15 protein-coding genes, 1 tRNA gene and 2 pseudogenes are annotated in these 21,179 nt (G+C 71.4%); 5 read left to right on the forward strand and 13 right to left on the reverse strand.

Annotated features, from left to right (window positions below):
- Positions 1-74: 74 nt before the first annotated feature.
- The 3 genes from AC2CJA_RS10315 to AC2CJA_RS10325 all read right to left on the reverse strand — a co-directional run bounded on the left by AC2CJA_RS10315 (position 75) and on the right by AC2CJA_RS10325 (position 2,750).
- Positions 75-818 carry a nucleotidyltransferase family protein gene (locus AC2CJA_RS10315; protein ID WP_484602362.1) on the reverse strand — a complete coding sequence of 248 codons (744 nt, stop codon included), beginning with the start codon at positions 816-818 and terminating at the stop codon, positions 75-77.
- A gap of 134 nt (positions 819-952) precedes the next feature.
- Positions 953-1,363 carry a hypothetical protein gene (locus tag AC2CJA_RS10320; RefSeq protein WP_484602363.1) on the reverse strand — a complete coding sequence of 137 codons (411 nt, stop codon included), beginning with the start codon at positions 1,361-1,363 and terminating at the stop codon, positions 953-955.
- Between the two features lie 289 nt (positions 1,364-1,652).
- Entirely contained in the window at positions 1,653-2,750 is a 1,098-nt protein-coding gene (locus AC2CJA_RS10325; RefSeq protein ID WP_484602364.1) for an ABC transporter ATP-binding protein, read from the reverse strand.
- Between the two features lie 227 nt (positions 2,751-2,977).
- Between AC2CJA_RS10325 and AC2CJA_RS10330 the strand changes: the two genes are divergently transcribed.
- A tRNA-Thr gene (locus AC2CJA_RS10330) sits at positions 2,978-3,050 on the forward strand.
- A gap of 109 nt (positions 3,051-3,159) precedes the next feature.
- Here AC2CJA_RS10330 and AC2CJA_RS10335 read toward each other — a convergent pair.
- From AC2CJA_RS10335 to AC2CJA_RS10345, 3 genes are all read right to left on the reverse strand, one after another.
- On the reverse strand, positions 3,160-3,639 hold the full coding sequence (locus tag AC2CJA_RS10335; RefSeq protein WP_484602375.1) for an NUDIX hydrolase: 480 nt from the start codon (positions 3,637-3,639) through the stop codon (positions 3,160-3,162).
- 521 nt (positions 3,640-4,160) lie between these two features.
- Positions 4,161-10,202, reverse strand: a complete 6,042-nt coding sequence (locus AC2CJA_RS10340) for a hypothetical protein (RefSeq protein ID WP_484602365.1) — start codon at positions 10,200-10,202, stop codon at positions 4,161-4,163.
- Between the two features lie 276 nt (positions 10,203-10,478).
- On the reverse strand, positions 10,479-11,261 hold the full coding sequence (locus AC2CJA_RS10345) for an ANTAR domain-containing protein (protein WP_484602366.1): 783 nt from the start codon (positions 11,259-11,261) through the stop codon (positions 10,479-10,481).
- 254 nt (positions 11,262-11,515) lie between these two features.
- Between AC2CJA_RS10345 and AC2CJA_RS10350 the strand changes: the two genes are divergently transcribed.
- Positions 11,516-12,184 (forward strand): AMIN-like domain-containing (lipo)protein, encoded by a 669-nt coding sequence (locus AC2CJA_RS10350; RefSeq protein WP_484602367.1) that lies wholly within the window; start codon positions 11,516-11,518, stop codon positions 12,182-12,184.
- Between the two features lie 230 nt (positions 12,185-12,414).
- On the opposite strand, the pseudogene AC2CJA_RS10355 reads toward AC2CJA_RS10350, so the two are convergent.
- The 3 genes and pseudogenes from AC2CJA_RS10355 to AC2CJA_RS10365 form a co-directional block, all read right to left on the reverse strand.
- Positions 12,415-12,885, reverse strand: a pseudogene (locus tag AC2CJA_RS10355) (zinc-binding dehydrogenase); the annotation flags it as partial.
- Positions 12,886-12,923: 38 nt separating this feature from the next.
- Positions 12,924-13,421 carry a hypothetical protein gene (locus AC2CJA_RS10360; protein ID WP_484602368.1) on the reverse strand — a complete coding sequence of 166 codons (498 nt, stop codon included), beginning with the start codon at positions 13,419-13,421 and terminating at the stop codon, positions 12,924-12,926.
- Between the two features lie 251 nt (positions 13,422-13,672).
- Positions 13,673-14,248 carry a TerD family protein gene (locus AC2CJA_RS10365; RefSeq protein WP_484602369.1) on the reverse strand — a complete coding sequence of 192 codons (576 nt, stop codon included), beginning with the start codon at positions 14,246-14,248 and terminating at the stop codon, positions 13,673-13,675.
- Between the two features lie 202 nt (positions 14,249-14,450).
- Here AC2CJA_RS10365 and arfB point away from each other — a divergent pair, with 202 nt between their 5' ends.
- Positions 14,451-14,888, forward strand: a complete 438-nt coding sequence (arfB, locus tag AC2CJA_RS10370; RefSeq protein WP_484602376.1) for an alternative ribosome rescue aminoacyl-tRNA hydrolase ArfB — start codon at positions 14,451-14,453, stop codon at positions 14,886-14,888.
- 30 nt (positions 14,889-14,918) lie between these two features.
- Here the strand turns inward: arfB and AC2CJA_RS10375 are convergent, their stop codons facing one another.
- The 4 genes from AC2CJA_RS10375 to AC2CJA_RS10390 form a co-directional block, all read right to left on the reverse strand.
- On the reverse strand, positions 14,919-16,076 hold the full coding sequence (locus AC2CJA_RS10375; RefSeq protein WP_484602370.1) for a S8 family serine peptidase: 1,158 nt from the start codon (positions 16,074-16,076) through the stop codon (positions 14,919-14,921).
- 85 nt (positions 16,077-16,161) lie between these two features.
- On the reverse strand, positions 16,162-17,514 hold the full coding sequence (locus AC2CJA_RS10380) for a WXG100 family type VII secretion target (RefSeq protein ID WP_484602371.1): 1,353 nt from the start codon (positions 17,512-17,514) through the stop codon (positions 16,162-16,164).
- A gap of 11 nt (positions 17,515-17,525) precedes the next feature.
- Positions 17,526-17,984, reverse strand: coding sequence for a hypothetical protein (locus AC2CJA_RS10385; protein WP_484602372.1), 459 nt, complete (start codon positions 17,982-17,984; stop codon positions 17,526-17,528).
- A 150-nt stretch (positions 17,985-18,134) separates the two neighbouring features.
- The gene (locus AC2CJA_RS10390; protein ID WP_484602373.1) at positions 18,135-18,698 is read right to left on the reverse strand and encodes a flavin reductase family protein; all 564 of its coding nucleotides are present in this window, start codon (positions 18,696-18,698) and stop codon (positions 18,135-18,137) included.
- Positions 18,699-19,037: 339 nt separating this feature from the next.
- On the opposite strand from AC2CJA_RS10390, the gene cdgB reads away from it, so the two are divergent.
- Positions 19,038-20,756 (forward strand): diguanylate cyclase CdgB, encoded by a 1,719-nt coding sequence (gene cdgB / locus AC2CJA_RS10395; RefSeq protein ID WP_484602374.1) that lies wholly within the window; start codon positions 19,038-19,040, stop codon positions 20,754-20,756.
- A 127-nt stretch (positions 20,757-20,883) separates the two neighbouring features.
- A pseudogene (locus AC2CJA_RS10400) lies at positions 20,884-21,179 on the forward strand (carbohydrate-binding protein); the annotation flags it as partial.

Consider the following 21,179-nt stretch of genomic DNA (forward strand, 5'->3'; position numbering starts at 1 on the left):
GCCGCGGCCCGCACTCGGGCCGCGGCCGGCGGCTCCGTACACACCGCCGTACACCGGGCCTCGCCCGGACCGGACTACCGGGAACGGCCGTGGCCCGCGAGTTCCCTGGCGGCCTCGCTGAGGTCCTTGGCGGTGTCGATGGCCCGCCAGTACGCGCCCTGCGGGATCGGGAAGCCCGCCAGGGCGCGTTCGCGCGCCAGCCGGGGGAAGGTGGTCCGCTCGTGGTCGCCGCGGTCGGGCAGCATCGCGGTGAAGGGCGCGGAGAAGACGTAGACGCCCGCGTTGATCAGGTAGGGCGAGGGCGGAGCCTCGATGAAGTCCAGGACGTGACCGAACTCGTCGGTCTCCACGACGCCCCAGGGGATGCGCGGGCGGGCCAGCGCGAGGGTGGCGGTCGCGTCGCGCTCGGCGTGGAACCCGGCCATCTCCCGCAGCGAGAAACGCGTCCAGATGTCCCCGTTGGTGGCGTACCACGGCTCGCCGGGGCGGGGGAGGGAGGCGGCGGCGTACTTCAGGCCCCCGCCGCGGCCGAGGGGCTCGGTCTCGACGACCGTCGTCACCCGCAGCGGCAGGTCGGCGCCGTCCAGCCACTCCTGGAGCACCTCGGCGAGATGACCGCAGGAGACCACGGCGTCGGTGACGCCCTCGGCGGCCAGCCAGGCGAGCTGGTGGCCGATGATCGGAGTGCCCGTGCCGGGGATCTCGACCATCGGCTTGGGGCGGTCGTCCGTATACGGACGCAGCCGCGACCCCTGGCCGCCGGCCAGGACCACGGCCTGGGTCGGATACATGTGCGCGAGCTGGTCGTCGAGTGTCATGCGGTGACGATATGCGCACCGCTCCCGTGCCCCTGCGGCACCCGTCCCGCGCGGTCGCGGACACAGGGGCGGAAGGCGCGGGGCGCAAGGTGAAACGGCCGGCGGAGCAACCCTCACACCCGGGGCCGCACCGGTCAGCGGATGTCGGCGACGCCCGCGGCGAAGGAGGTGTCGCACACCGGCCGGGAGTAGGAGTGGGCGCGCGCGGGACCGTACTTCCCGACCGCGGCCCGGCCCAGCGCGCGGGCGATGGAGGTGCAGTGCCGCGCCAGCGACGGCCGGCGGCCGATCTCCTCCTGCAGGCTCGTCAGGGCGGCGCCCGGGTCCTCCCGCCGGAGCTCGGCGACGAGCCGGTCGCGCACCACCTCGTGCGGGGCGCGGGGCCTGTCGAGGGGCGCCGCTCGCTCCGCGGAGGCGGTCAGCACCTGCGTCCCCGACCGCGGCGCCCAGGGAACGGCGGTGACGGCGAGGGTCCCGGACAGGACCAGGACGACCGGGAGGACGAGGGCGAGAGATCGGCCGATACGGCGCGCTGCCTGGTTCACTGTGGAGTCCTCCTCGCGAGGGACGGGTGTCGGGGGCCCGTTGCGGGGCGTCTGCGATGGTAGCGAGGAGTGGTGGCACGGCGACAGTCGGTCACTCTCGCGAGTGAAGGAAAACCACGTAATCCCAGGTCCGGAGATGTCCCCGTGTTGACGCGGACCACGAGCGGGGCCCCTGCGGCCCGGGGGACGGCCAGGGGCCCGTACGGCCCGCCGCGCGCGGAAGTACGGGCCCCGTGTCGGCCGTGGGGAGGAGCGGCCGGGCGTCCCGGTCGCTCGGTCGTTCGGGCGATCAGTCGGTCAGGCGCTCACCGGTGGAGGTGGAGAACACGTGGGCCTCGCCGGCGCGCGGCACCACGTGGATGGTCGCGCCCTTCTCCGGCACCTCGCGGCCGCCGACGCGGACCACCAGCTCCTTCGCCTCGCCGCCGACCTGGGCGGTGCCGTAGACGTAACCGTCGGCGCCCAGCTCCTCGACGACGTTGACGGTGACGGCCAGACCGGCGTCGCTGCCCTCGCCCACGGTGTCCAGGTGCTCGGGGCGGATGCCGACCGTGACGGTCTTGTCGCCCCTGCCGGCGGCCTCGGCGACGACCTCGCGCTCGACCGGCACGATGCTGTTGCCGAACTTCACACCGCCGTCGGTGATCGGCACCTCGACCAGGTTCATCGCCGGGGAGCCGATGAAGCCCGCGACGAAGAGGTTGGCCGGCTTGTCGTACATGTTGCGCGGCGAGTCGATCTGCTGGAGCAGGCCGTCCTTGAGCACGGCCACCCGGTCGCCCATGGTCAGGGCCTCGGTCTGGTCGTGGGTGACGTAGACCGTGGTGATGCCCAGACGGCGCTGGAGGCTGGCGATCTGGGTGCGGGTCTGGACGCGGAGCTTGGCGTCGAGGTTCGACAGCGGCTCGTCCATGAGGAACACCTGCGGCTCGCGGACGATCGCGCGGCCCATCGCCACACGCTGCCGCTGACCGCCGGAGAGCGCCTTGGGCTTGCGGTCCAGGTAGGGCGTCAGGTCAAGGATCTTCGCGGCGTCCTCGACCTTGGCGCGGATCTGGTCCTTCGGTACACCCGCGATCTTCAGCGCGAAGCCCATGTTCTGGGCGACGGTCATGTGCGGGTAGAGCGCGTAGTTCTGGAACACCATGGCGATGTCCCGGTCCTTCGGCGGAAGGTGGGTGACATCGCGGTCACCGATGCGGATGGCGCCACCGTTGACGTCCTCCAGACCCGCGAGCATGCGCAGGGAGGTGGACTTGCCGCAGCCGGAGGGGCCGACGAGGACGAGGAACTCGCCGTCCTCGATCTCGATGTTCAGCTTGTCCACCGCGGGCTTGTCGGTGCCCGGGTAGATCCGGGTGGCGTTGTCGTACGTGACCGAGGCCATGGTCGGTTCTCTCCTTCACCGGCAGGAACGTGCCGGACGATCCGAGTAAAGGTCGCGTTCCACGTGTGTGAACCTGTGTGAACGTGGGCTGACGGTAACCCGCCGGGGGATGTCTTGTCAGCACTTCCGCGGTCACGAGAAGGACTCCGGCCCGGCGCCGGGAAGTGGGTACACTGCACACTGCGTACGTGCCGGGGCCCCGCCGGGTCCGCGGCGCCACCGCACACGCCGCCTTAGCTCAGCTGGTAGAGCACCGCTCTTGTAAAGCGAAGGTCGTCGGTTCGAACCCGACAGGCGGCTCACAGCCCGGACAGGGCAGGTGGAAGGCCCCGGGCCGGTCATGGTCCGGGGCCTTCGGCGTGGACGGGCGGCGCGGCCTGCGGTCAGGCCGTACGGTGTCGGGCGCGGGTCACCACAAGAGCGGGGCGAGCGAGACCAGCAGGCCGGCGACGCCTACGAGCAGGCCCACCACCTCCCACGGCCTGTCCCGGACCACCTCGCGCAGCGGCCGGTGCTGGACGCCGGACATGCTCTGGGGAAGACCGCCGATCCCTCCGGGAAGTGCCCGGTCGAGCCGGAGCAGCGCGGTGATGTTCAGCGTGGCGCCGCCGACCGTGCCGGCGGGGTCGAGCAGGGTCTCCTCGGGTACCCAGAGGGCCCCCGGGGCGAGCGGCAGCCGCTCTGTTCCGGAGCGCAGCTGGTAGAGGGCGACCCGGTATGCGGTGACCGCGCCGTGGGTGCGGGAGATCTGGACGACGGGGAACACCCCGAGCTCCGCCAGGGTGTCTCTCCCGGAGACGTAGGAGTACCCCGGCAGTTCCTCCTCCAGCTCCCGTACGGCCGCCGTCCGGGCGTCCCGGTCCGACGCGCGGACGTAGCCGCCGGGCAGCTGGTAGGTACTGCCGGGCCCGGCCGTCGTACAGCATCAGGTACTGCGCCCGGCCGCCCCGCCCCCGGACGCGGTTCTTGACGACCACCTGCGCGACGTCGACCCGGCGCAGCGGCGGGGCGTCGGGGTCGATCCGCAGGCGCCGTTTCTCGAGGAGGTGGAGGAACTGCGGTCCGGACAGTGCCTGCCGGTCGGTAAGGGGCGGGTCGGCCGTTCCCGGCCGCTCCCAGTTGTCCAGGAACGCCTGTTCCGTCCGTACGTACGCGCTGAGGCTGCGCAGGAGGTATCCCGCCTGCGGGCTGACGGCGGCCACCAGGGCCTCCCCGGTCGCCGGGTCCTGTCGCCGGTCCAGTGCCCCGAACGCGCTCAGGAGCGCGAACACCATGGGGACCGCCGTCTCGGCCGCCGCTTCCGCCAGGCCCGTACGGCGGCACAGCTCGGAGACCGGGACGGGAGGTCCGGAGTGTTCGGCCACGCCGTCCAGCAGGGCGGCCACCGCCGCCCGGGGGTCGTCCACCGGGCTACCCCTCCGAGTCCGTGGTGCGGGAGCGGTCTTCGGCGTCCAGGACCCACACGCCCTGCCGGGCCTCGCGGACGGTCCATCCGTGCTTCTCCACCAGGGTCCTCAGCCGCCCGCCGACGATCCGCTTGTACTCCTCCGGGCCCCAGCGCGCATGCAGGGCGTCTCCGATGCCGGTGAGAGCTGCCTCCCGGTCCTTCGCCCGCAGAGTCCTCACCGCTTCCTCCAGGTCCGCCGCGACGTCCGCCGCGCCGGCGGCCGGGGGCCCGCCCCGGACCCCCGGCGGCGGGTGTGCGACGAACGTGTCGTGGCGCACTTCCTCGATGCGCCATCCCGGCTCCTTCTCGATCCGCCGTTTCAGCGATGACCCGACGACGGCCGTGTAGCGCTCCCCGAGCCGGGCCCGCAGCAGGGCGCCGATCTGCTGGAGGGTGGCCGGCTTCCCGTCGGCGGAGAGGGAGGCCACCGCACCGGCGAGCACCGGCGGAAAGGCCTCGGACGCGTCCTGTGTGCCCCGGGCGCCCCCCGTGTCCTTCCGCTTCCTCGCCGGGGACGCGGTGCCGGTTCTGCGCACCAGGTGCTTCTTGGGACCGATCTCCAGCAGTTCCCAGCCCCGCTGCTGCGCGATCCGGTGCTTCAGGGAGCTTCCGACGACGTTGTGGTAGTCCTCTCCCAGTCTCTTGAGCAGCGCCTTCCTCACCCGGTAGAAGGCGGGGGAGGACTTGCCGGTCTTCTTCCGGAGCTCCTCCACCACCGACTCCAGTGCCTCCCCGAAGCGGTCCGGTTCCGTGCTCCGCCGGTCCTGGTCCCCTCCGCCCGCGAGGTCCTCCGAGACCCGTCCGAAGACCTTGCCGCCGCGCAGGCTGAGCACACGGGTGGCCGCGTTGCCCTTGGCGTCCAGCCAGTCGAGTCCGTCCCACAGGTGCTTCAGGGAGGGGAGTCCCAGATGTTCGGCGAGCGGACGGCAGCCGGTGAACCTGCCGTCCAGCCACTCCTCGAGCTCCCGGGCCGGTGTCGCCTGGATGCCCTGTGCCAGCCGTTCCTCCAGTACCGCCCGCAGATCGGCCTCGACCCGTTCCCGCAGCTGTTCCGCGTGCACCACCTCGCCGTCCACCAGGACGGAGGAGAAGGGCATCAGTTCGATGCCGCGCGCGTTCATCCCACCCTGGCGGTCCAGCTCCACCGCGGCCATCCGCACGATCTGGCCCCGGACCGGTCCCTGCGCTCCGGGGTTGCCGATGTCCTGGAACTTGAACCGTGCCCACCCGCTGCCCACGAGTTCGATGATCCCGTGGTTCTCGGACTCCTTGGTGTAGGAGATCCTGCCGAGCAACGGTTCTTCGCCGCTTTGCGGTACGGAGAGGGCCTGCACCGGCGCGGCCGTCCGGCCGGCGGCGTCGATGAGCTGTACCACGGGGTCGTCCTCGTCGCCGACGACGACCCGCCGCGACTCGGTCAGCAGCTCCTCGACGTCGTCGCCCTCGTACCGGAAGCGCGCCCCGGTCCGCTCGGCGAGCTGGGAGAGCCGAGGTGTGATGCCGACCGTCTGCCAGGCCTCCAGCAGGGCGATGCAGAAGTCGGTCTTCCGCCGCCTGGTGAGGCTGGCGGCCTGCTCCGCCACCTGGGCCGGCGCCAGCCGCAGGCTCGCCCGCGCCGTCAGCAGCGGTGCGGGCACCGTGGTGGACGTCCGTCTGGCCTGGACCGCGTCGTCGGAGTGGCCCTTCCTGACGTCCCAGGCGCGCGGCCCCTCGGGGCTGAAGCCGAGGAAGAAGTTGACGGGGGTGTTCTCGTCGCTGTCGGGGAGGAAGTTGCCCCGGGTGGGGACGAAGAACGCGGTGACCGGGCCGTGGAGCTGGATGGTCCCCGCCTGGGGGCCGCGCATGAAGTCGATAACGCCGTTCACCCGCTGCAGGCGCGAGGTGTTGGTCCAGAACATCTCCCGGCGATTCCACTCCCCGAGGTCGCTGTCGGCGATCATCGGAAACCACTGCGGTTCGGAGGAGAGCCACAGGTAGGAGCGGTTGGACCGGCCCACGACGTACTTCTCGGCCTGCTGCTGCTCCAGCCGGAACGCCTCGATGTCGTTGCTGCGCCCGGTGAACCACAGATGGAAGAACAGGCAGTACCGGTAGTAGTGGGCGCGCCAGGACGGGAACCGGTCGGACCACAGCCGGAGCTGCGAGAGGGCCTCGTCGATGTCGAAATCGGGGAGCAGCCTGTACGCCTCGAACCAGAGGCGGTAGTCCTCCTCCTTGCACCCGGTTCTGGACAGGTTCTGCCGGGCCAGTTCGGCGATGCGGGCCAGCTCGGTCCGGTCCAGCTCCCGCCAGCTCCGGCCGCCACGCACGTAGTACGCCTGGGCGAGGGCCCTCTGCACCATGGGTGTGCCGCGCGCGCCGGCGACGGCCAGCTCCCAGAGTTCGACCACCGAGTCCAGGTCCCCGTACAGGCGTTTGATGTCTGCCTGGCAGCGCACCAGGTAGTCGTCGCGCCGGTCCAGGGTTCCGTACAGCTGTGCCGCCTCGGCCAGCAGGAAGTTGGCGTCGGCGAGGTTCTCCGTGACCCAGTCGCTGGCGTCGGCGCTCAGTTCGGCGACGGACGACACCCGGGCGGCGTCCTTGATGGCCTTGGCCACGTCCACCACGGCCTGGACGTGGGTGACATAGCCGTAGATGTTCTCCGGGTTGAGCTTCCGGGTGGTGATGAAGCACTCGACGGTCTGCGCGAACCACCGGTCGGCGACGCTCATGACGGCCTGCACACCGCGCCGCTTGGCGTCCCTGAGCGCCTGGCGCATCCGGCTGCGCCGGGCCAGTCCGAGCGTGTGGTGGTGGAGGAAGTCGCCCTCCGCCAGGGCGACCGCCCGGGAGACGTACTCCTCCGCCTTGTCGAGCTCCCGGTTGAGCCGGTACATCTGGTGCCTGCCCAGGTGGTTCCAGAAGTGCGGTTCGTCGGAGACGTGCTCGGTGAGGGACTTCAGGACCTGGTGGGCCGAGTTCAGGTCCAGCCGCTCGATCAGCGGGGCGAAGTTCCTCCGGTCCTCCACACCGTCGACCAGGCCGCCCTGCCTGTCCACGAACATCTGGCGGAGCAGTACGCGCACCGGCTCCGAGGACACGTCGGTGGTGATGGCCAGTGTCTGGATGAAGTCGATGGCCAGGTCCTTCAGGTGACGGTCCCACCGTTCGTCGTTGAGCAGCTCCGCGAGCACCTGCTCGGCCAGGAGCTGGTGCTGCAGGCGCACCCGGCCGGACCGCACGGCCACCAGGCGTGCGGCCTCGGGACCGAGCACGTCGGACAGATCGAGTTCGGCCGAGGGCGTGGAGACGTGCATCAGCTTCTGCACCAGCTCCCGCTGCGGTCCGGTGTTGGAGAAGATGGTGGCCAGCGCCAGGTACTGCATGACCTCGCGGGCGCGGCCGCGGACGTTCTGCAGGTGCGTACGCACGTACGTGGAGAGTTTGGTGAACTCCCTTTCGAAGGTGATCAGCCCGTAGAAGAAGGGGGTGCGGTACCGCTCGTACCGCTCCGTGCCCAGCAGCCGCAGCTCCTCGATCCGTGCGGGGTCGGGGGCGAGCATGCTGTAGCGGCTGAGGAAGTCGGCCGTCTCCTCCGTGCCGAGCGGTTCGGAGACCAGCAGGGCGCCCCGGCCGGCCTCGCCGATTCCGCGCCGCACGTAGAGCATCGTCACGCGGGTGTTGCGCCTGGAAAGCTCCCGGTAGAGCGCCTCGCGGTAGGACTCGCTCAGGTCACCGGCCTCGGCGACCAGGAGGACCGGCATCTGCGCGATGGTGTACAGCAGATGCAGACGGTCGGCGAGCAGCGGCAGCCGGGAGGACGTCACGGGGATCCCGCCGGGCAGCACCGCCACCGGGTACTCGTGGTGCAGGTCCCAGGCCGCGCGCAGGGCGGCGGTGGTGCCGCCCGCGCCCGGCCGGTGCTCCAGCAGGACGGTGCGCGTGCGGTGGTGTTCCAGGCTGCCGCGCAACGCCGCCACGAGGTTGTCGTTGACGGACCGCACCACGTCCCGGCCCTCGTCGAGGTCGGCCCATCCGATGAGCCCGCCGCGCCAGAAGGCGTCGTTGTGGCGGTCGTCCCCCGGCAGGTCGGACGCCTCGATCCCGTCGTGCAGGATGACCAGGTACTCGCGGAGTTTCTGCATGGTCTCCGGCGAGATGGCCACCGTGCCGTTGTCCAGGGCGGGCACGGTGTAGTCCAGGTGTTCCGCGCTGGTGCCCAGTGTCCCGGTGAGCCGCTCCAGGAGTTCGGGGACGGGCAGCGGAACGTGGGTCAAGGGCACGGCGGGCTGAAGCCGGGCGAGGCCGGTGTGCAGGAAGATCGCCTTTCCCTGCAGCATCTCGTCCATCGTCTCGATCACGCGCAGCAGGCGGTCCCGGCCGGACCCGCGGGCCGTGTCGGTGCCGCCTTCGAGCACCACGACGCACACGGGCGTGTCACCGACGGCCTGGTGGAAGGAGGCGGTCAGCTGGCGCACTCCGTTCAGGCGCCGGATCACCCAGTCCCGTCCCTCCAGGGCGGGTTCGCGGCGCAGGACGGAACCCGCCGCGAGCATCCAGGCCGTGCCGCGCGAGTAGTCGATCACGGGCCGGTCGTCGGTGAGGAGGTGCACCGCCCGCTGTGTGCCCAGGACCCGTCCGGCGCGGTGGTGCAGGCCGTCGCCGTCCGACGCCGGGTCGAGGTCCACGACGACGGACCAGGGGATGCGGCCGAGGGCGGCGAGTGAGTCGGTGCGCGGCAGCTGTTCGGCCACGAGGACGTACCGTGCCGCGTGCGGGGAGAAGCCCGAGGCGGCGTCCCAGAAGGTCTCCCAGAGTTCATCGCGGGCCCGGGCGCTCTCGTGTGTCTCCCGTGCCCCTTCACGTGTGGCCGGGACCGCGGAGGAGGCGCCCCCGAACCCCGGTGCGCCGGCGGGGAAGTCGCGGTCGTACCGCATGGCGTACCACCCCGCGTACGCCAGGCAGGTCCGCGCCCTCTCGTCACCGGCCGGGAACCGGCGGGCCCAGAGCAGGGCGGCAGCCATGCGGGCCAGCATGAACTGCCGGTAGAGGGCGTCCAAACGGCCTGGCTGCCGGACGACCCACTCCTGGATTCCGGCGCGCGAGCGCTGGAGGAGGCCGACGAGCCAGTGGCAGTCGTCCGGTACGGACTTCACCGCCGGATCCTCGGCCGCCTCCAGGCAGCGGGCCAGCACGGGGAGGCGTTTGGGCGGCAGGATGTTCACCAGGACGCTGACCTCCAGGTAGGCCAGGTCGAAACCGGCCACGGAGCGGCGCGCCTGGTCGACGTCGACGATCCAGAAGGCGCCGTCGGACGCCACGAGCTCGTCCCGGGGCAGCAGCAGGTTGTCTGTGTGCAGGTCGCCGTGGCAGGTGCCGTGCACGACCGGGAAGGCGGCGTCCGCGTCCCGCTCGAACACGGTGCGCGGGTCCAGGAAGGCGTGGCCGTCCTCGCGGTGGAGTTCGCCGCCGAAGAGGCCGGCGGCCGAGCGGAGGCACTCCTCGGCCCTGCGCTCCCCGGCCACGGCCAGGAGCAGTTCGCGTGGCCGCATCGGCTCCACATCGTGCGGGTCGGCCCATGCGTCGAGGATCTTCCGGGAGATGGCCTCGACTCCGCGCAGGAGACTCTCCGACTGGTTGCGCGGCGGGGCGTACCGGTGGCTGCCACCCGCCAGTTGGTGCAGTGAGGCGACCAGCCGCCCGTCCTCCACCGTCCGCTGGTGAAGACGGACGAGGCGGGGGATGTGGTGTTCGGCGAAGTCCGGGGCGTTGTCGCGGACCCGCTGGTGCGCGGCCAGTTCGTTCGCCTCGGTCAGGCCGTCCTCGGCGGGGCCGACTCGCAGAACGTAGGTGCCCGGCTGGATGTCCCCGGTCTGCCCGCTGATGTCCACGCCGGTCAGCTCGGCCCCGGAGCGCCCCGGGGACATGGGCTGGAAGAGGAAGGCGGCGGAGGGTAACCACAGCCTCAGGGCCTCCTCGGCGACGTTTTGGTGCCGAGGGTCGCCGAGCCGCAGTTCACTGTCCATGCGCGTCCCCCCCCGAGCGGCTGATGTACTGCTTCGTTCCATGCGCCTGCCGCTGGAGTTTTTGTACCACCTCCGCCCCTCCCGGTCCCCGGAAACGGAAGAAAGGCGGGAGTGGAGGAAGGCTGTCGCGAGGCGACCGGCTTCAAGTTCGTCGACCTCGGCGACGTCATGGACGCCGTGGACGACTGAGCCGGCCGGTGCGCCGGCCGTACCCGCCCGTCGAGGCCGCCCGTGGCCGCCGTGGCCGCTCCGAGATCCCCGGGGCGGCCACGGCCGTCAGGTGGCGCCGGTGTCGGGCAGAAGGGGGCCGGACGGGTCGGTCCCGGCCAGGCTCACCAGGCCGGCGGCGATGTCGCGGAGCTTGGTGTTGGTGCGCTGGGAGATGGTCACCAGGAGCTGGAAGGCGTCCTCGGGGCCGCAGCGCCGCTCCGCCTGGACGATGCCGATGGCCTGGTCGATCGTCGCGCGGCTGCGCATGGCCCGCCGGAGCTGGGACGCCTCCTCCTCCAGCTCCCGGTAGCGTCCGAGGTCGTACGTGGCCTGCGCCAGATGGCGTTCGTAACCGCGCTGGGCGACGGCCGTGTGGTCGCGGGCCGTGGGAGTGCCGGCACGCCGGTAGGCGCGTTCGACGCGGGCCAGTTCCTCGTGGAAGCCGGTGACGTCCTCGACGTGGTGCAGGATCGCCGTGATCCCACCGCCGGGGTCGAGGACGGGGCTGCTGACCGGGCTCCAGTACTTCTCCCGGAATCCGGTGGGGCTGCCGGGGAAGGGGACGTCGTACTTCAGGACGGGCAGGGCCTGGGCCTTCCCGGTGGCCAGAACACGCCGGAACAGGCTGCCCAGGTCGTGCACGCCGCTCGCGTCCGGGTCGTCGGGATTGGCGGGGTAGGCGTCGAAGACGTGCCGTCCGACCACCTCGTCCCGCTCGCGGAAAGTCGCCTCCTCGCAGGCGCGGTTGACCTCCACGACCGTCAGAGCGGTGTCGAGCACCAGCAGGGGTGAGGTCGTGGCGCGGAATACGGCCTCGTAGTCGGCGGAGGAGGGGGTAGACGGAGCCATATCCCCACTCATGCTCCAAGTCCGGCGTTCAATGCGTACCGCCTCCGCGCGCGGTGCCTTCCGCCGCCGTCCGCCGGTTCGTCCATGGTGTCTGCGCGGGAGGGTCCGAACGGTACGGGCCGGAGGGGAATGCGGCGGGAATGACACCTTTGGCTGGAACATGCGGGTTGGGTGGTTGGCATCCGGCCCACTCGGCAACAGACCAGTACCGGGCGGACTCCCGGAGCCCGGCAGCCCACGTTCAGGAGAACGCAGTGACACCTCGTACGACCATGACCGCGATCGCCCTCGCGTCAGCCCTCCTCGTAGCGGCCTGCGGAGGGGCGGAGGGACGGGAGGGAGCCGGGGGCGGGGGTACGGATCCGGCGGCCGGCCGGTCCGAACGGTCCGAGGGCACCGGGCGGAGCGCCCCGCCCTCCGCGCCCGACGGCGCGCCCTCGTCCTCCGCCCCGTCGCCGTCCCGGTCCGGGGACGGGGCGGAGGACGTGGTGCTGCGCGACACCTCCCGCAGGACGGGGGCCGCCCGGGAGGCGGGCGTGAACGACTTCCCGGAGCTGCTCCGGGTGCGGGTGGGGATCCACGACACCTATGACCGGGTCGTCTTCGACTTTGACGAGGGCACTCCGCGGTTCGTGGCCGAGTACGTGGACACCCTGCACCAGGACGGCTCCGGTGAGGTCATCTCCCTCAAGGGCGACCAGGACCTGAAGATCTCCTTCCTCCGGTCCGTGCCCGCCACCGACTTCGACGACGGCGGCGAGAACACCCCCGTCATCCGCGAGCTGCGGCTGGTGAGTTACTTCGAGGGCGAGACGCTCTTCGGCGTCGGCGTCGAACCCGAGGGTGACGGCCCGGCGGGTTTCCGGGTGACCACGGGTAAGAACAAGATCATCCTGGATGTCTCCCACCGGGCGGCCGGCTGACGGCCCCCGGGGAGGCGGGACGGAAAACTTCCGGCCGGGAACCGCTGTTGCCAGGGTGACGGCCACCCGCTCGGCACCGTTGGTATGAGCGGGCCCGGGGGCTCTCCGCTCCGGGGGCCCACGGGCGTTCGACGGCGGCGTCCCGGCGCACATGGTCGCCTACCCGGAACCGCTGCGCCGGCCCGGGACCGGCACTCCGGTCCCCGGCCGAGGGGGAGCATTCCATCGAGGTCGTCCCGGGTGTGGTCCACGGCCAGGTCCGCGCCCAGACTCTCCACCGCCCGCACCTTCTCCGGCCCGCCCGCCGCGCCGACGACGGTGGCGCCCCTGTGCCGGGCGTACTGGACCAGGAGCGAGCCGGTGCCCCCGGCCGCGGCCAGGACCAGCACCGTGTCGGCGGGGGAGAGGCCGGCGAAGCGGAGGACGCCCATGGCGGTACGGCCGGTGCCGACCAGGGCGACGGCGAGGTCCTCGCTCAGACTGCCGGGCAGCGGGTGCAGCCGCCTGGTGCCGGTGACGGCCGGCAGCTCGGCGGGCGTGGGCGTCGGGCCGAGCCGCAGTCCCTCGCGCAGGGCGGTGTCCACCGGGTGAACCCCGGCCGCCGCGACGGCGATCCGCACCCGGCCGGGGCCGGGGGGGGGGGGGGGGCGCCCGCGCCCCCCCCCCCCCCCCCCCCCCCCCCCCCCACCCTCGGTCCTCAAGCGAGCTTGAGTTCAAGGCCGTTGGGTGAACGGCGGATTCACACCCTGGGGAAGCGGGTCTGGAGGTCCCAGAGCACGGGGTTGTCGCCCAGCCTCTCGTGGATGTCGGTGAGGTCGGCGATCAGGTCGTGCAGGAAGTCGCGGGCCTCGCGGCGCAGCTCGCCGTGGTTGACGGTCAGCGGCGGCTCGTCGGCGGGCAGCCAGTCGGCGGTGACGTCCACCCAGCCGAAGCGGCGCGCGAAGCGGAGGTTGTCGGCCGACTCCACGAAGTCCAGCTCGGCGTACCGCGGCCTGGCGGCGCGGCTGCCGAGCGGGTCGCGGTCGAGGCGCTCGGCGATGTCGCACAGCGCCCAGGCGAAGTCGAGCACCGGCACGGTGCCGCGCGCGGTGGACAGCTCCCGGTCCGTCCCGCTGTCCGCGAGGTAGACGTCGCCGCAGAACAGGTCGTGCCGCAGCGCCCGCGCGTCCGCCGAGCGGTAGTCGGTCTGCGGCGGGTCGGGGAAGCGGCGGGAGAGGGAGTAGCCGATGTCGAGCACGGAAGCGATGGTGGCACGGCGGGGCGTGCGTACGCCCACCGGGCGGGGCGGGGCGCTGCTCCCCGCCGTCGTCGGGACCGGTCGGTGGCGTGCCGTCCGGGGCGGCCGAGCCGCCCTGCGAGGGCGCGGCCATGCCGCGCTGCTCCTGCCCCTGCTCCTGCTCCTGCCACGCGAGGGGGCCGTGGAACGCGCGAGGCGCCCGGCACCGCACACGCGTGCGGCGCCGGGCACCCTCGTGAGGTGTCGGGCGATCAGACGTTGACGCCGAAGTCCTTGGCGATGCCGACCAGGCCGGAGGCGTAGCCCTGGCCGACGGCGCGGAACTTCCACTCCGCGCCGTGGCGGTACAGCTCGCCGAAGACCATGGCGGTCTCGGTGGCGGCGTCCTCGCTCAGGTCGTAGCGGGCGATCTCGGAGCCGCCGGCCTGGTTGAGGATGCGGATGTAGGCGTTGCGGACCTGGCCGAAGTTCTGGCTGCGGCTCTCGGCGTCGTAGATGGAGACCGGGAAGACGATCTTGTCGATGTCGGCGGGCAGCGCCGCGAGGTTGACGTTGATCTGCTCGTCGTCACCCTCGCCCTCGCCGGTGCGGTTGTCACCGGTGTGGACGATCGCCTGGTCCGGGGTGGCCTTGTTGTTGAAGAAGACGAAGTGCTGGTCCGAGTAGACCTGGCCGTTCGCGTTGACCGCGATGGCGCTGGCGTCGAGGTCGAAGTCGGTGCCGGTGGTCGTACGGACGTCCCAGCCGAGGCCGACCGTGACGGCGGTCAGGCCGGGGGCCTCCTTGGTGAGCGAGACGTTGCCGCCCTTGGACAGGCTTACAGCCATGGGGATGCCCTTCTGTGGTGTTTCCGTGCTGGCCCTTACTGGTCCATTTCCTACCCTCTCCAACGCCGACGGTGGGTGACCGGGTTCCACGTTTCTTTGCTTTCTTTACCTTCCTCGCCGGTGGAGCGGGGGAGTGAGGGGAGCCGGGGAGGAGCCGGAGGGCGGGGAAAACGCCGTGACGACGGGCCCGGAGGGCGGGATCATGGGAGTCATGTCCGGGCCCTACCTCATCCGCGGCTCGGTCTCCCTGCCGGAGGCCGAGCTGAACTGGCGTTTCTCACGCTCCTCCGGGCCTGGCGGCCAGCACGTCAACACCAGTGACAGCCGGGTTGAGCTCCGTTTCGACCTCGCGTGCACCGAGGCACTGCCCGAGGTGTGGAAGGAGCGGGCCCTGGAGCGGCTGGCCGGCCGACTGGTGGACGGGGTCCTGGTCGTACGGGCCGCCGAGCACCGCTCCCAGTGGCGGAACCGCGAGACCGCGGCCGTACGCATGGCCGCGGTGCTGGCGGAGGCGACCGCTCCGCCGCCGCGCCCGCGCAGGAAGGGCAAGGTCCCGCGCGGGATCAACGAGCGGCGGCTGCGGAACAAGAAGCACCGCTCCGACGTCAAGCGCGGCCGTTCCGGCCGCGACTGGGGGTAGGCCGGCCGGGCCGGCCCATCCCCTCGCCGCTCAGTACCGGGGCTGCGCCGGTGTCCGTCGCCGGAAGGCCGTGGCGGTGACGACCGCGGCGACGGCGACGAGCACTGCGGTCCCGATGCCGATGGCCGCCCAAGGCGGCCCGCTGCCGCCGGTCTCCTCCCGTTCGGCCACCTGCTCCCCCTCCTGCTCCTCGCCGGGCTTGGCGGTGGGCGGTCCCTCGTTCCTGCCGTCGGCCTCGCCGTCCTCGGGGGAGGGGGACTCGGAGGCTTCGAGGGCGGCGTAGTACTTGGAGAAGACCGGACTCACGTCCGCCGGCCCGGGGTCGCCGTCGCCGTCGACCAGGACCTGTGCGGGTCTGACGATGCCGTGCCCGAGGTACATGCTGGGTTCCTCGCCCCGCTGGGACATCCCCGTCGTCTCGACCATCACACGCAGGACCTGGTGGTTGGTCCAGTCGGGGTGCTCGGCCCAGATGAGTGCGGCCGAGGCGGACGCGATGGCGGCCGCCTGGCTCGTGCCACCGGGGTCGCCGGGGGCGGAGAGAACCAGGTGGGGGCCGTAGTTGGAGAAGTCGGCCACCGTGCCGGTCTCGTCTACTGCGCCTACGGCGACGACGCCCGGCATCGACGCGGGATAGTGCGTCTTGGTCTTGAGTCCCTGGTTCCCGGCGGAGGCGAAAACCAGCTTGCCGCGCTTATTGGCCTCGTCGATCGCGCCCTGGAGGGCGGCGTACGTCTCATTGTCCACACCGGAGACACCCTGTGAGATGTTGATGATTTTGGCATCACTCCGAGCTGCGTACCGGATCGCCTCGATGATCGGTTCATGTGAGCTGAAGATGCCCTCTTCGACATGCGTCCGCAAGGGCAGGATCTTTGCTTCGGGAGCCAAACCTCGAAGGCTGTTCTCTGCCCCGGAGCCGGCGATCAGCGCGGCCATCTCCGTTCCATGACCGTCCATGTCCTCATGGGCATCAGAGTCCTTGGGAGTGAAGCTCTTTCCGGGTAGCAGCCTGCCGGTCAATCCTGGCGTCGGCTTCACTCCGGAGTCGATGACGGCGACTGTTACGCCCTTTCCCTTGCCGACTTTCCACAGACCTGAGGCGTTCATGGCGTCGAGGTACCACTGCTGGTCCGGTCTGACCTCGGCAGAAGCAGGAGGTGCGAGCAGTCCCAGAGACATGAGCATGGCCACAAACAGGCCGACTGCGGTCAGCGTTCGTCTATGTGGGGGGTGGACATGGGTTCGCATGTGACAGCGCACTTTCTCGGAATCAATCGATGACCGGCGGCACAACGTCCCGTCGCCCCACCCAGGTCTCCTCGTCTTCGGTGAGGTAGTCGGGACGGCGGCTCTGCTCCTCTCCGCGATTCCTTGACTGGGGATTCGTGTTGGTCGGCCGTCCAACACCTGCCGCCCCCGATGCTGTGCTCCCCCGGACGAGCCCGGTGCCGCCTGGAGTGAACTCCGTACGGCCGCGGCCGCTGCCCACGCGCGGGTTTCCCGCAGCACCGCCCGGTGGCGACATCATGGGGCGTCCTGGATGCATGCCTCTGCCTGTCGGAGGGCTGCCATTCGCGGCCCCCGAAAAACCGCCTACAGGCCGTCCCACTGGAGCTCGGTCCCCGCCGACGGTGGTCCCGCGTGGAGTTCCGGTTCCCACAGAAGGGCCGCTCACCTGACGAGGCGTACCGCCCATGATGCCGTCTCTGGCAGGGTTCCGTGGCGGGATGCCGCCTCCTCCGCCATTGACCGGCGGCCGACCGGTCGCAGCAGGATGGGGCTGCAGTGGACCGGTGCGGTGGGGCGGTCCACCGGGTGCCACTGGCGGAGTAGTCGGAGCTGATGGACCTGCGGATGACTGAGAGGGAGCCGGCCCCGTCTGCGGTCCGGGCTCATGGGCTGGAGGCGAAATGACGGAGTCGATCGTCATGCTGGTAGCGCGGTCGACCACCGGGATAGGGCGATCAACTGTAAGAACGGCCCGGTCAGTGGTGGGGGCGGGACGGAAGTCCTCGTCGCCCTTGGCAGCAACCACGCCTCCTGAGGCGGTACTCGGCTCCCGGTGGGCCAAGTTTGTCTGCGAACCGGATTCCGGCACCGAGTTCGGCGTGTAAGTGCCGGGGTCTTCCCCGTACCGGTTCGGCAGCGGCTTGAAGTCGGGTTCCTCCGCGGCGCGGAGGCTTTCCCCGGTCGTCCTGTAGTACGAGGACAGCCGGTTGAGCTGGTTGATCGCCTCCTGGCGCTTGCTCTCCTCGCGCTCCTGGCGGGCCTTGTCCTTCTCCGGGTCGGCGTAGCACATCAACTCGGGCTCGGGGATGGCGGCCTTGGCCTCGGTCAGGGCCTGCCCCGCGTTGACCATGTGCTGTCCGAGCGTGCGGACGTACGCGGCGAACCGCATCGACTCCAGGGCGAACTGGCGCCCCCACTCGCGGAATGCGTCGCCGCCCTCGCCGTCCCACTCCACGCGGTCGATGTAGGCGCGCAGTTCGCCGCCGATGCCGTCCATGTCGGAGCCGGCCTTGCCGAGGGCCTGGCCGCGTGAGGTGAGCAGACCGGGGTCGGCCTTCGCGACCATAGCGTTGAGTGCGGTGAGTGACTTGCTCTCGAACTCTCCCGATGCCATTCCCGCCCCCCTCAGTCGAAGTCCGTGTCCGCGTCGAGGGCCTTCTTGTCGCCTTCGGAGGAGAGGTCCTTGCCGCTCTCCGAGTCACCACGCCGACTTGCCGACAGGTGCTCCTCGACCTGTGTCTGGATGGCCTGGAAGCGCCGCCGCTGGTCCGCCTCGACGTTGCCGTAGCCCTTGTCCACGATCTCGGTGGCGATCCCCAGTGCCTCCAACTGCTCGCCGAAGAGCCGGGAGAGGGCTTCCAGCCGTGTGTGCACCTTGTCATAGTGGGCTGACAGATCCTCCGCCGCACTGAAGCCCGTGCCGTACGCGTCCGGGGCGACGGTCTGTTCGCCGATCTGCTTGTGGGACGCGGGGGACTCGCCCAGCTCGCCCAGGAGTTCGTCGATGCGGCCCTTGAAGGCGGTGAGCGTTTCGGCCTGGTAGTTCAGGCTCTTGCCGCCGCCGAAGTCACGCTCGCCCGTCACGTCGTGCCCCCGTCCCCCGAATAGTCGCCACGTCGCCACGCTGTGCCAAGGCCGTGTCACGTCAGTGTAGTCAGCGGGCGGCCGGACCCGTCGGGGCTGTGGACGGCGGGCGCGTTTTCCGGCCGGGTGAGCCGGGCCGCGGGGTGCTCGTTACGCCAGGCGTCGGTAGCGTCCGCGGAAATACGCCAGGGGCCCGCTCTCCGAGGACGGCAGCGAGGTGGCCAGTACCCGGCCGATCACCAGGGTGTGGTCACCCGCGCTCACCCGCTGTTCGGTGCGGCACTCCAGCGTCGCCAGCGCCCCGTCCACCAGGGGCGCGCCGGAGGCCTCGCCGCGGGTGCAGGGCATGTCCTGGAAGAGGAGGCGGTCGCTGACGCGACCGCGCATGGAGAAGCGGCCCGCGATGTGGCGCTGTTCCTCCGCGAGCAGGGAGGCGGCCCACAGTGGCTGCCGCTCCAGCAGTTCGTCCACCCGGGAGTCCTCGCGCACGCTGACCAGCACCAGCGGCGGGTCCAGGGAGACGGAGAGGAGGGAGGTCGCGGTCATGCCCACGTCCTCGCCGCGCGGCCCGTCCTCCGGGTCGTGCGCCGTCACCAGTACCACGCCCGCGGCCAGCCGTGCCAGGGCCGCGCGGAACTCCTCCTCGCCCACCCCCTCAGGATGCGGGACACCGGGGGCGCGGCGCGAGGTCGGAGTAGGGACGTTCCGGGACATCTGATGCTGTGGTGTCGGGTGCACACCTCGCACGCTAGGCGCCGCTCGGGGGAGTCCGCATCGGGCCCCGGGACTGGACCGGACCTAGGTACACGGGCTGAACGATCCGCAGGTCAGGGCCGGGATTTGCGTTCGGTACGGTTGCGGCCCGGGTCGGAGCGCTCCCGCGTACCGCAGTCGTGCGCCCGAACTCGGTTGTGACATGGGTCACACAGGGGGGCAATTGTTGACCCTGTGTACCGGTTGGGCAGCTCGCTGTGATTCAGTGGCCTGCAGGCGGGGGAAAGTCCAAAACCGGATCATCTGGAGTCACCCACTCGAGTCTCAGGGGGAGGGCGGATGGAAGCCGAGTCGGAGCCGTACGTGCGCCTCACCACCCTGCGCAGGCTCCACCAGTCCATGGCGGACCTCAACACCGCGCGCAGCCTGGCGGACACCCTGCAGATCGTCGCCGACGGCATCGTGAAGGGTCTCGACTTCGAGCTGGCCGCGGTCAACCTCGTCCAGCCCGACGGGGACCTCGTGGTGGCGGCCGTCGCGGGCAGCGAGGGCGCCGAGGCGATGATGGCGGGCCGCACGGGCTCGCGGGCGGCCTGGGACCGGCGGCTGGCGCTGGGAGAGCGCTGGGGCGAGCTGCGTTTCATCCCGTACACCGAGGCGTGGGTCCTGATGGACGACGACGTGCCGCAGTGGCACACCGCCGGCCCGGCCCCGCGGTACGCCGACGAGTGGCATCCGATGGACCTCCTCATGGCGCCGATGCACTCCTCCGACGGGGAGCTCCTCGGCGTCATCTCCGTCGACAAGCCGCGCAACGGGCGGCGCCCTGGCGCGTGGGGGCGCGAAGCGTTGCAGATGTACGCCTTTCAGGCGGGGATTGCGATCAGCAACGCCCGGCTGCGCGCAAACATGCAGCGCGCGCTGGTCCGTCTGGAGCGCGAGCAGCAGGCGCTGAGGTCGAGTGAGGAGAGCTTCCGGCAGGCGTTCGAGTACGCGCCCAGCGGCATGGCGGTCACCGAGCTGGGCGGCGACCAGCACGGGCGGCTGGTGCGCACCAACGACGCGCTGTGCCGTCTGCTGGGCCGGCCCGCGGCGACACTGCGGCGCTACGGCTTCTCCGACCTCGTCCACCCCGAGGACGTGGCCACCCTGATGCGCACCTCCGCCGAGGGCGGTCGGGCCGAGCTGCGGCTGGCGCGGCGCGACGGTTCCTACCTGTGGGTCTCCCTGCGCAACTCGGTGGTGGCCGACGCCACCGACGGTCCGCGCTTCCTGCTCACCCACGTCGAGGACATCGAGGAGCGCAAGCGGCACGAGCTCCAGCTCGCCCACCGGGCCAGCCACGACTCGCTCACCGGCCTGCCCAACAGCGCCGAGCTGCGGGCCCGGCTCAGTGCCCGGCTGTGCGACAAGCCCGCGCCGGTGCCCGACGCGGCGCACATGGGCCCGGGGGCGGCCGGCCTCTCCGGCGGCGGTTTCGGTCCGGAGGACTTCGGCACCGGTGGCTTCGGCCGGGACGGGTTCGGCTTCGAGGGTGTCCTCCAGGACGGTTTCGGAAGGGACGGTTACCGGGACGGCTTCGGGGAGGTCCTGCCGGGGCTGCCCGGCGGCTACGACCACCACGTCCACACCGTCCCGCCCGCGAGCGACGACCCTTCCGAGAAGGGGCTGGCGGTCCTCTTCTGCGACCTCGACGGCTTCAAGTCGATCAACGACCGCTTCGGCCACCACTGCGGCGACGCCGTGCTGATCGAGGTGGCGAGACGCCTTTCGAGTGGTGTTCGCGACAACGACACCGTCGCCCGGCTGGGTGGTGACGAATTCGTCGTCCTGGCGGACGGGTTGTGCCGTGGCGATGCCGCTGACCTGGCCGTACGGCTGCGCAACGCGATCACTCCGCCCATCCGCGTGGAAGGGCGCGCAGTACGGGTGGGGGCGAGCTTCGGCATCGGCTGGGCGGGCTGCGGGATGTCCGCCGAGGAGGTCCTGCACTCCGCCGACCAGCGGATGTACGTCGAGAAGCGGTCGCGCTCCAAGGCCCACCGCCGGGCCGGATGAGGAGTGGGCCGGTCCCGGGGCCGGGGCGTCGCGGGGGCACGGTGCGAGGGGTCACAGGCACCACGCTCTTTAACCCGAAAGGGGTAGGCTGCGCCGGGCAGGCACCCGTCATGGAGGAGCGCACGGAATGACCGCCGGTAACAACGGCTCGGGCACGCCGGAGAACGACGACCCGTTCGCCTACCTCTACCGTTCCGAGGGCGGTACGGGTGGTGACACAGGCGCCGCGGCCTCGCAGCCGGGCGTGCCCCGCACCTCGTACAACCACGTCCGTGCCGTGGGCGAGCGCCGCTACGGCGGGCAGCAGGGCCAGCAGCAGGGGCCCCCGCCGCACCAGCCCCAGCGGCAGCCGCACCAGCCCAGCGCGCACTACGCGGCCCCCGAGACCGTGCCCGGCGGTCGTGCCGCCGCGCGGCGCGAGGC

It is taken from the genome of Streptomyces sp. ATLC9, assembly GCF_057196705.1.

Bases quoted from the DNA above. Each gene is read 5' to 3' on its own strand.
- AC2CJA_RS10315 (WP_484602362.1), bottom strand. From the start codon at position 818: ATGACACTCGACGACCAGCTCGCGCACATGTATCCGACCCAGGCCGTG.
- AC2CJA_RS10325 (WP_484602364.1), bottom strand. From the start codon at position 2,750: ATGGCCTCGGTCACGTACGACAACGCCACCCGGATCTACCCGGGCACC.
- AC2CJA_RS10340 (WP_484602365.1), bottom strand. From the start codon at position 10,202: ATGGACAGTGAACTGCGGCTCGGCGACCCTCGGCACCAAAACGTCGCC.
- AC2CJA_RS10345 (WP_484602366.1), bottom strand. From the start codon at position 11,261: ATGGCTCCGTCTACCCCCTCCTCCGCCGACTACGAGGCCGTATTCCGC.
- AC2CJA_RS10365 (WP_484602369.1), bottom strand. From the start codon at position 14,248: ATGGCTGTAAGCCTGTCCAAGGGCGGCAACGTCTCGCTCACCAAGGAG.
- arfB (WP_484602376.1), top strand. From the start codon at position 14,451: ATGGGAGTCATGTCCGGGCCCTACCTCATCCGCGGCTCGGTCTCCCTG.
- AC2CJA_RS10375 (WP_484602370.1), bottom strand. From the start codon at position 16,076: ATGCTCATGTCTCTGGGACTGCTCGCACCTCCTGCTTCTGCCGAGGTC.
- AC2CJA_RS10380 (WP_484602371.1), bottom strand. From the start codon at position 17,514: ATGGCATCGGGAGAGTTCGAGAGCAAGTCACTCACCGCACTCAACGCT.
- AC2CJA_RS10390 (WP_484602373.1), bottom strand. From the start codon at position 18,698: ATGTCCCGGAACGTCCCTACTCCGACCTCGCGCCGCGCCCCCGGTGTC.
- cdgB (WP_484602374.1), top strand. From the start codon at position 19,038: ATGGAAGCCGAGTCGGAGCCGTACGTGCGCCTCACCACCCTGCGCAGG.